At 46.0% G+C, this 7,768-nt stretch carries 9 protein-coding genes; 1 reads left to right on the forward strand and 8 read right to left on the reverse strand.

The features are described from left to right. Positions 1–353 precede the first annotated feature (353 nt). Complete coding sequence (locus tag JW881_18810) at positions 354–2,120, reverse strand: hypothetical protein (GenBank protein MBN1699578.1); 1,767 nt, start codon at positions 2,118–2,120, stop codon at positions 354–356. A 49-nt stretch (positions 2,121–2,169) separates the two neighbouring features. After that, positions 2,170–2,403 carry a hypothetical protein gene (locus JW881_18815; GenBank protein ID MBN1699579.1) on the reverse strand — a complete coding sequence of 78 codons (234 nt, stop codon included), beginning with the start codon at positions 2,401–2,403 and terminating at the stop codon, positions 2,170–2,172. Between the two features lie 82 nt (positions 2,404–2,485). Here JW881_18815 and JW881_18820 point away from each other — a divergent pair, with 82 nt between their 5' ends. Beyond that, complete coding sequence (locus tag JW881_18820) at positions 2,486–2,869, forward strand: hypothetical protein (GenBank protein MBN1699580.1); 384 nt, start codon at positions 2,486–2,488, stop codon at positions 2,867–2,869. A 117-nt stretch (positions 2,870–2,986) separates the two neighbouring features. Here the strand turns inward: JW881_18820 and JW881_18825 are convergent, their stop codons facing one another. The 6 genes from JW881_18825 to JW881_18850 form a co-directional block, all read right to left on the reverse strand. After that, positions 2,987–3,343 (reverse strand): single-stranded DNA-binding protein, encoded by a 357-nt coding sequence (locus JW881_18825; protein MBN1699581.1) that lies wholly within the window; start codon positions 3,341–3,343, stop codon positions 2,987–2,989. A 52-nt stretch (positions 3,344–3,395) separates the two neighbouring features. Beyond that, positions 3,396–4,430 (reverse strand): DUF932 domain-containing protein, encoded by a 1,035-nt coding sequence (locus JW881_18830; GenBank protein MBN1699582.1) that lies wholly within the window; start codon positions 4,428–4,430, stop codon positions 3,396–3,398. 390 nt (positions 4,431–4,820) lie between these two features. Further along, positions 4,821–5,033 (reverse strand): hypothetical protein, encoded by a 213-nt coding sequence (locus tag JW881_18835; protein ID MBN1699583.1) that lies wholly within the window; start codon positions 5,031–5,033, stop codon positions 4,821–4,823. Between the two features lie 639 nt (positions 5,034–5,672). After that, positions 5,673–6,533 (reverse strand): zinc-ribbon domain-containing protein, encoded by an 861-nt coding sequence (locus JW881_18840; GenBank protein MBN1699584.1) that lies wholly within the window; start codon positions 6,531–6,533, stop codon positions 5,673–5,675. Between the two features lie 59 nt (positions 6,534–6,592). Next, positions 6,593–6,787: a hypothetical protein gene (locus JW881_18845; GenBank protein MBN1699585.1), complete on the reverse strand. Its 195-nt coding sequence runs from the start codon at positions 6,785–6,787 to the stop codon at positions 6,593–6,595. A gap of 106 nt (positions 6,788–6,893) precedes the next feature. Next, complete coding sequence (locus JW881_18850; GenBank protein ID MBN1699586.1) at positions 6,894–7,412, reverse strand: DNA repair protein RadC; 519 nt, start codon at positions 7,410–7,412, stop codon at positions 6,894–6,896. Positions 7,413–7,768 lie beyond the last annotated feature (356 nt).

Here is a 7,768-nt window from a genome sequence, read left to right on the forward strand (position 1 = left end):
ATCTTAATTACCCTTTTTTAAAAAAAGTGGGGAATCTTGTTTACCCTGATCGGGTAAAAAATGGGGAATTGAGTTTACCCTGGACAACAATGAAAGAAATTAAAATAAGCGGCTAATTAAATCCATATATTATATAGAGATAGAAATATAATATAGTAACAAGCGGCTAAATAAATAATGGTATTATAGAGAAATAAGGAAAAAAAGCGGCAGCCCTTTATCTTGCTTACTACACGATAAAAAGACACACCATATATAGCGTCGATTAAAGAAAGGACGACACTATATATAGGGTAGGAATTCTAGTGTTTTTCAAGTGGGTGCATTTTTGTTTGATCAGCCTTAACCACCATCTATTCCTGCTCTTTCAAATATGCTGTAATTTCAGCAGCCACTTCATTACCGAAAGTGATAAAATCAACCTTAACGGGACTGCTGGACTCAAGATAGACAAATGCGTTTTCATAATACTTTTCAAGCTCGGATTGAAATTTTGAAGGTAATGATGAGCACTCAAGAAGAGATTTCTTAAAGCCGTTGAGATATTCACCACAGTCCGGGACGGCAGTCATTTTGGTATCCTTAAGGAACAGGAAAAGCTGAAGAAGGGAAATGTCACTCCCGAGCCGCACCATATTCCTATATGGCTTTCCGGGAAATCTCATATTAAATACGCCGCAGACCTGGTCCGCAACAATGATGGATGTATCGACCGGATTTTCAGTCCATCGTCCTTCCAACTTCTGAAATTGGTTCCATATTTCACCTATACGCCCGGTTATACAATAGAGGTTGGGTTGTATTGAAAGCCCGTGTAATTCGAACAGTAGTTCATCAATGGTATTTTGTTGATCGCCGTTTAAAACGTGACGTACCCATGCGAGAAGGAGAAAACCAATCCTAAAAGCACTCCATGTCGGGAATTCTGATGCATTTGTAATTCCAAGATCGGGGTATTTCTCCCTGGTAAAATTTATTGTTTCCACTAGGTAGCTATATTCAATAGCGTTGGCGTCAATCACACCTTCCAGGGCAAAACTGCCGGAATACTGAGGATCGGATTTGGATGTATAGAGTTTGACACCAAAATCGAAACGGACCCAGGCCCACGGATTGGGATCAAACGTTGTCAAATCGATGTTTCCATAAAATACGGGTGAATCAGAAAAATCAATTAGGTTCCATCCGATATAGTTTGACAGATTACCGTCTTTGAAAACAACCGAAACGTCGGCCCGGGCGGAAGGATATATAAAGGCATTCACGCCGTGTGTACGCATACATTGGCCTATATAATTTAGGGTTGAACCGCAATACGCGATATTTCCACCGCCTAAATCGGGATTAATCAATGTAGGAAGCATATGCCAGAAATCCTCCGGTGTCGGCGGATGTTCGTTTTCCAGGTGATAACGGGAATAGGCGGTAGTATAATATTTGTTAGCTTCCCCTTTTTGTATTTCGTATTTTCCATAATCCACTTCCTGGGTTTTTTGGAAAGTTTTGAAAAACCAGTCCCGTGTATCTGGGTAACGAAGATCCAACACTTGATCGAATTCCATTGGACGCACATGATATGGGAAACGATACATATATAAGGGGTGTCCTTGATATGGCGGTAATTTCTTGTAAAACAGTTCCTGCAAGTGCTTTGGCAGCCGTTCGAAATCATGCAGCAGGACAATAATCGCTAGCTCCGGAGGGAGTTTTACTGCTTCATCATCTATTTGCAGATGGCATCCGCATGACAAGTCAATAACCTCGACCATGCCCGAGGTGAGCGGATTCAGGTATGCGCGTAGTTCATGCACCAGCGTCTGGTCATCGTTTCCTTCAGAGTCTTTTGAGATGGTATGATAGCGTTTTCGTGGGAAATTATATCCGGCATAACGCCGCACCCGACGGTCTCCCTGCATAATTTCGATGAATGGGGATAGGTTTTTTAACAGGGGATTATTGACTGCATCTTTATATGCATTTTCGGCACTGTCATCTCCGGCGAATTCTGGAAAAATGAAATTGAACAGTTCCTGTTCGAGGGGTTGAAGGCGGTCATGGGCATGTTGCTTTAAAAAACCGTTGAAACGGCGAAAAGGAATTTTTTTTGGGTTAGTTGCCATGATTTTTTGGAACCCCTTATTTTTTTTTATTCATATAAAAAGGAACGCATTAGTTTTGGGACGATTTTTCCCCTTCATTTGCTATATGTTCAAGAAGTAGAGTGATGGCTTTATAATCTTCGAGTGTTTGATTTTGTAATTTATCAAGATGTTCACTCATAATTTTCATTATATCTCCTATGGTCAATTCAGCTTCCGCCACGACTCTCACCGGTTCGGTTCTGAATAATTCGCGTCGATCGGAATTTTCATTCAATTCCTTTAAGAATTCCGTTACTGTCATAAGTATAGCCCTCCGCTCTGTTTGATGTTAAAGGTTTATATTTAGAAGGTCAAGTATTCACGGTGACGTGTAATAATGTTTTATGCGTATATTCTTTTATCAGCAACTTTTTCAAGTCTGGTTTGGATTTTATTTGGATGTTCAACAAATAAATCTTCTAACGGTCCAACTGAAAAAAGGCGGATCGATTTTTAGTGGGGTAAAAATAGAAATGAAGACAGTATTTCCGCTGGGTCATTCTAATGATGTAACCGCAGTGGTGTATTCGCCTGGCGGGGAACGAATCACTTCTGGTTCTGGTGATGAGACGGTGAAGGAATGGGAGCGGGAGACAGGGGAGTGTATCAATACTTTTGAAAATTTATCCGGTCTGGTCATCCAGGGATGTGATTTTACAAACGCTGATCTTTCCTGTTTATCGAAAGAAGAAAAAAGACATTTAAAGATGTATGGCGCCAAATTATAAGCCTGCAAAATCTATAAACCATATAAAACCCAGCAATTCTATCATAAACGATCCCTCATATAAAAAACAGCATCCCCGTAATAATCTCCAGGGATGCCGTTGATATACCAGCGGACCTTACGCTGTTACATGTGCTTTCCCGGGTTGATACTGCGGCTTGAACTCGACATGTTCTGCAACAACATACACCCGGAATTTCGATTTGCCTCGACTGTCGGTCCACCGGTCCTGTTTCAGCCGGCCGACGATCCGCACGCCGCGGCCTTTCTTCAGGTATCCGGCGCACGTTTCGGCAAGGTTGTTCCAGACCTGGATGTCAAAGAATGAAACTTCTTTTTCAAAGTCATCATTCTTTTTGTAAAACCGGTCTGATGCGATCGAGAAATGACACACCGGGGCCCCGGAGGGGGTAACGGTCGATTCGGGATCCCTCACCAGGTTCCCTTCCAGAAGAACAGAGTTTAATTGATTCATCATATACCTCCATGAAGTTGTTAATATAACGGCAGGCAACGCCTGCCGCTGATTATGCGGTGATTTCCTCCCATTCACGGTCACTCAGGGTAATCACCTCGTTTCCGATCCGCTCGTAATCATACTGACGGTCATGGTCATCGACCCGGTGCGCCATCGCCGTGATACTGTTGACGAGGCCCCATCTTGTTTTCATCCCGCCGGCCACCATGTTATCGGTCACGATATCCTTTTCGCTCTCCGTAAACTGCCACCGCTTTGTCACGTTCTCGATCGTCTTTGATACATTGGGAATCGCCTGTCCGGCCGCCTTCACAAGCCGTGAAACGATCGAGTGAAAGAGGTCTTCCGAGACCGCGTAGCGTAACGTGTCCCTGAGCTCCAGTCGAAACGATTCGATTTCAGCCTCGATGGTTTCGGATGAAAAGAAGTCATACGCCTGACTCCCGTTTCCGATCGCAGGACCGATATGGTATTTGTTGAGAAGCGATTGGCCGATCAGGCCATTGCTGCACACAAGCCGCCAGACGACCGTTGATATATCGAGGGCACCGAGACCGACTTCTGAGTTGGTGAGGATCACCCCCGCGTGAACGACATCACCGGGAAGCACCTCTTTTGCTATCATTGGAAAAACGATTTCGATATATAACCTGCGTTCGGTGACACAGATCGAAGGAATACACAGTTCCTCATGCTCCCGAAGCACGGGACGCAAGGCGTGCATGATGAGGATATCGTCGATCGGCCGGAACCGTTCGCTCAATACCGCCCGTACATGGTGTCCCACGGTTCTCACGAACCGCCTCTTTTTCTCAGGCGCACGGGAACTCCATTGATTGACGTTATGCGTCCGAAGCCCCGGAATCATGGTCATCCGGTCATAGTAGCGTTTCGGGATACCGAGTTTCTCCGATATCTGAGAATGCGCAACCTCACCGATAGAATAGGTCCGCTCGCCGAGTCGCAACAGGTCATCGTCGACCATCAAGAGTTCCCTTGCATCGACAAGCAGATCGTTTTTTTCCTGTTCCCGCTGCCTGATCATCCGATCGAGCGCGGCAAGACTTTCAACATTACCTTTCATTACAGTCACCTCCTTTAATCATTTTCATCAGTAAACCGCTATATATAGCGTCATCGCGGGCCCCACCTATCTGCCATTAACACCATATCTGGTGGTGTCACCGGTCCCGCTGTCACCTCTGCATAACCTCTTCAGGTTATATTTCAGAAGCGAAACGGGGGGATGGGGATCGCCCCATGACAGGTCTCTTTTTAAGTGCCATACCTCGTAAGGAAAACCGCCGATGGGGGATATACCCGCAATCAGGATCGCATCATACGCTCACACAACCTTGACAGGTCTTTTCATATCCTTCTCTTAACCGGGCCTCCGGATTACCCTGGGCTACCGCCCTCAGCTCCTTTCAGCCCTTGTCTTTCAAAGATCGATGGGATGGGGAAAAGAGCCAGGCTAACCCTGGCTCTCCTCATCCGCAGCACCCGATTCAACCGGACCCTCGAGGATTTTCCTGAGGTAGTTGAAGGGCTTTGAAACAGCGACACCGAGTTCGGGGATGATGATGGTAAGCCGCTGTTTCTCGTAATTTGCGCGTACCCTCACGTCGTTGATAAACCGCAACCCGTTACCGGATCCGTTTGTTGAAGTGTTGTTCTGAGATGTCATACATGACCTCCTGTAAAAGATTTTGATGTTGAGGGAGTTGGTTTTTTTAACCCCCTTCACAAACTGGGAGGGGGTTAAAAAACCGTTCGCACCCCCCATGGCAGCTGGATTTCAGGCCGAGCACTCAGAGCAGATCGAGTGACAATCACGGAGTGAAGCGGAGGGATTGGCGCGAAGAGATGCTGTGTGAGGACGTCAGGAAAGACGGCTGCCATGGAAGCCTGTTAAAAAAAATCTGAAAAAGGAGGTAAGAAGACATCACACCCTGCAGCACGAAAGGAACCGAAAACGGTGACGGATAAACGATGAGATGGAACGGCAGAAAAGAGAAACCCTCATACCGGTAACAGTCCCGGGGCATCGGATGAGCTGATGCAGGCCGCAGTTCAGGAAAATCCCCGGGGACAGTGAAAGGATGTGCGGACAGGAAAGCCCGGAGGTCTCTGCCGGCACATTACCATACCATCGATGTGATAAGGGCTGAAAGGAGGAGGGTGGGGGAGGGGGAGATGGAGAGAAAACAGTGAAGGGAAGAAAAAAAATGTGTGGCGGTTATAAGCATGAAGGTGGGGGGAAAATATAAGGCATGGGAGAAAGGAGAAATAACAAGAAAGAATAAGAAAGATATAAGCAGGCTGGTTATTTTGATTTTTTACGATGTATCCGACCGTCACAATAGGGGCACCCATATCCCTTGCTTCGGTAGACAATCGTCGATTGCCATTCGTGACTGTTAGCACATCGCCACCAGACTTTTTTATGGGAATTAACGGTCACTTCTTTTGCCGTGAGGGTGCCGTTTTTACTCGGATGCCATTCGGCCGCATAATCCGGATAGGTGGTCCCGAAACAATTTTCAGGGCTGACCCTTTTCCCGGCACAATAGGGACATCCTCGGTATTTTCTATAGGCAATACCCGCTTTCCATGCATGACCTTTCTTGCATCGCCACCAAACCTTTTTGTTGCTGCTGGGAAGGAAATCAAACGGAGTGAGATCTCCGTTTTTCGTTGGATGCCATTCTGCTGCAAGATCCGGATAGACAGAGGCAAGAGAACTTTCCTTACACAAATATGTTCCGCTGCAATATGGACATTTACCGCCCACCGATCGATATAAAATGCGGGCCTTCCACTCATGTCCGAACGTGCATTGCCACCAGACACTCAAGCTTGAACGGTAAGTAACATTTTCGGGAGTGAGGATACCGTTTTTTCTCGGATGCCATTCGTCAGCGAGGGAAGGCTTGACAGTCTTTAGCGAATTATCCTCGCAAACAAATTTGTTGATACAGTAGGGACATCCGCAACCCTTGGCGCGGTGATTCATCTGTGTTCTCCACGCATGCCCGTTCTCACACAGCCACCAGACATATCGGGCGGAATGATAAGCCACATCGGAAGGGGTGAGGGAACCGTTTTTCGTCGGATGCCACTGTTTTGCGAGTTCGGGATTTCTTGCGGCAAGCGAATGTGTTTTGAGTTTTTCTTTGGAAAGCATCGTTCGGTAATTGTATAAATAATCGGGGAAAAAGTAAAGAAAAGAGGGGAGTAACCCTGCTATTTTCCAACAAACGACGATAATTCAAGCATGGCGGTTGTCTGTTTAAGATACGGTAAAATAAGGGAAGAAAGCGAATCCTGGGGGGTCCCGGTAATTTCAGTAATCGTCAGCATGGCCTTATAAAGCCGGTATTTATACTCCTCGGGGAACATTTCAATCTGCCTGTCGAAATCATCAAACGTGTTATCCATAATAATACCTTTCAATAAAACTGAAACACCAGAATATCATGAAAGCAGAAAAAATGCAAATACTTTATGTTAACAGCAAAAAAAAAGAGATCCCCGGAGGGACCTCTCACGACGAGAGAATGCCGTTTTCCTGAAATGAATAGTAGGTCTCGGCACCCAGAATAACATGATCGAGCACTTCGATGCAGATTATCTTGCCGGCACTAACAAGCGTATTGGTTATGGAACGATCCTCGGGGCTCGGATCGACGTTTCCCGACGGATGATTGTGAGAAATAATGACGGCAGCGGCATTGTCTGCGATCGCGGCGCGAAACACCTCGCGGGGATGAACGATCGCCCGGTTGACGATACCCTTTGAAATTTCGTGAACGGCAATCACCTCATGTGCGCCGTTAAGGGTAATAACGAGGAAATACTCCTGAGACTCAACGGCATACGACGCCAAATGGATAACGATGTCATGGGGATACCTGATTTTTAACCCTTTTACCGGGGCCCGGGCATACAGCGCTTCACGAAGCTCGGAAACACTGTACTTGTCAAGCTCCTTAAGCCGAACAATCCTTTCGGATTGTTTGAACGAGCCAATGTGATTATCAATGGATTTATTTATCTCAGCCATACTCATACTCTCCTTTCCTTCTTTTTTTCTGGCCTTTCGCTTCAACCGAAGGCCTGAAAGAAAAGAAGGAAGAACCGGAGCGGGAAGGGGAGGGGCGTAACGCTTGCATCCTGCAGGATGTGTGACACGCTCTGCTGGCGGATATACTGCATGAGGATGTAAGCAGCCGATCCCCTGGCAAGCGGAGAAGCAAAGAGTATGGCGGAAAAAAACCAGAGTATTCAGCAATCGTGAAAGAAGACGATCAAGGATAAAAAAAGGTGAAAAGAAAAAACAGCCGATAGTCGATCCGAAGAAGCGATAAACGTATAACGGTTGACTCATCGGTAGAAAAGGTTTTTTAATGATGATATACG

Source organism: Spirochaetales bacterium (genome assembly GCA_016930085.1).
GTDB lineage: Bacteria > Spirochaetota > Spirochaetia > SZUA-6 > JAFGRV01 > JAFGHO01.

What these genes read in the sequence shown, in the direction of transcription:
- JW881_18820 (MBN1699580.1), top strand. Translation starts at nt 2,486, where the DNA reads ATGCGTATATTCTTTTATCAGCAACTTTTTCAAGTCTGGTTTGGATTT.
- JW881_18830 (MBN1699582.1), bottom strand. Translation starts at nt 4,430, where the DNA reads ATGAAAGGTAATGTTGAAAGTCTTGCCGCGCTCGATCGGATGATCAGG.
- JW881_18825 (MBN1699581.1), bottom strand. Translation starts at nt 3,343, where the DNA reads ATGAATCAATTAAACTCTGTTCTTCTGGAAGGGAACCTGGTGAGGGAT.
- JW881_18810 (MBN1699578.1), bottom strand. Translation starts at nt 2,120, where the DNA reads ATGGCAACTAACCCAAAAAAAATTCCTTTTCGCCGTTTCAACGGTTTT.
- JW881_18815 (MBN1699579.1), bottom strand. Translation starts at nt 2,403, where the DNA reads ATGACAGTAACGGAATTCTTAAAGGAATTGAATGAAAATTCCGATCGA.
- JW881_18840 (MBN1699584.1), bottom strand. Translation starts at nt 6,533, where the DNA reads ATGCTTTCCAAAGAAAAACTCAAAACACATTCGCTTGCCGCAAGAAAT.
- JW881_18845 (MBN1699585.1), bottom strand. Translation starts at nt 6,787, where the DNA reads ATGGATAACACGTTTGATGATTTCGACAGGCAGATTGAAATGTTCCCC.
- JW881_18850 (MBN1699586.1), bottom strand. Translation starts at nt 7,412, where the DNA reads ATGGCTGAGATAAATAAATCCATTGATAATCACATTGGCTCGTTCAAA.
- JW881_18835 (MBN1699583.1), bottom strand. Translation starts at nt 5,033, where the DNA reads ATGACATCTCAGAACAACACTTCAACAAACGGATCCGGTAACGGGTTG.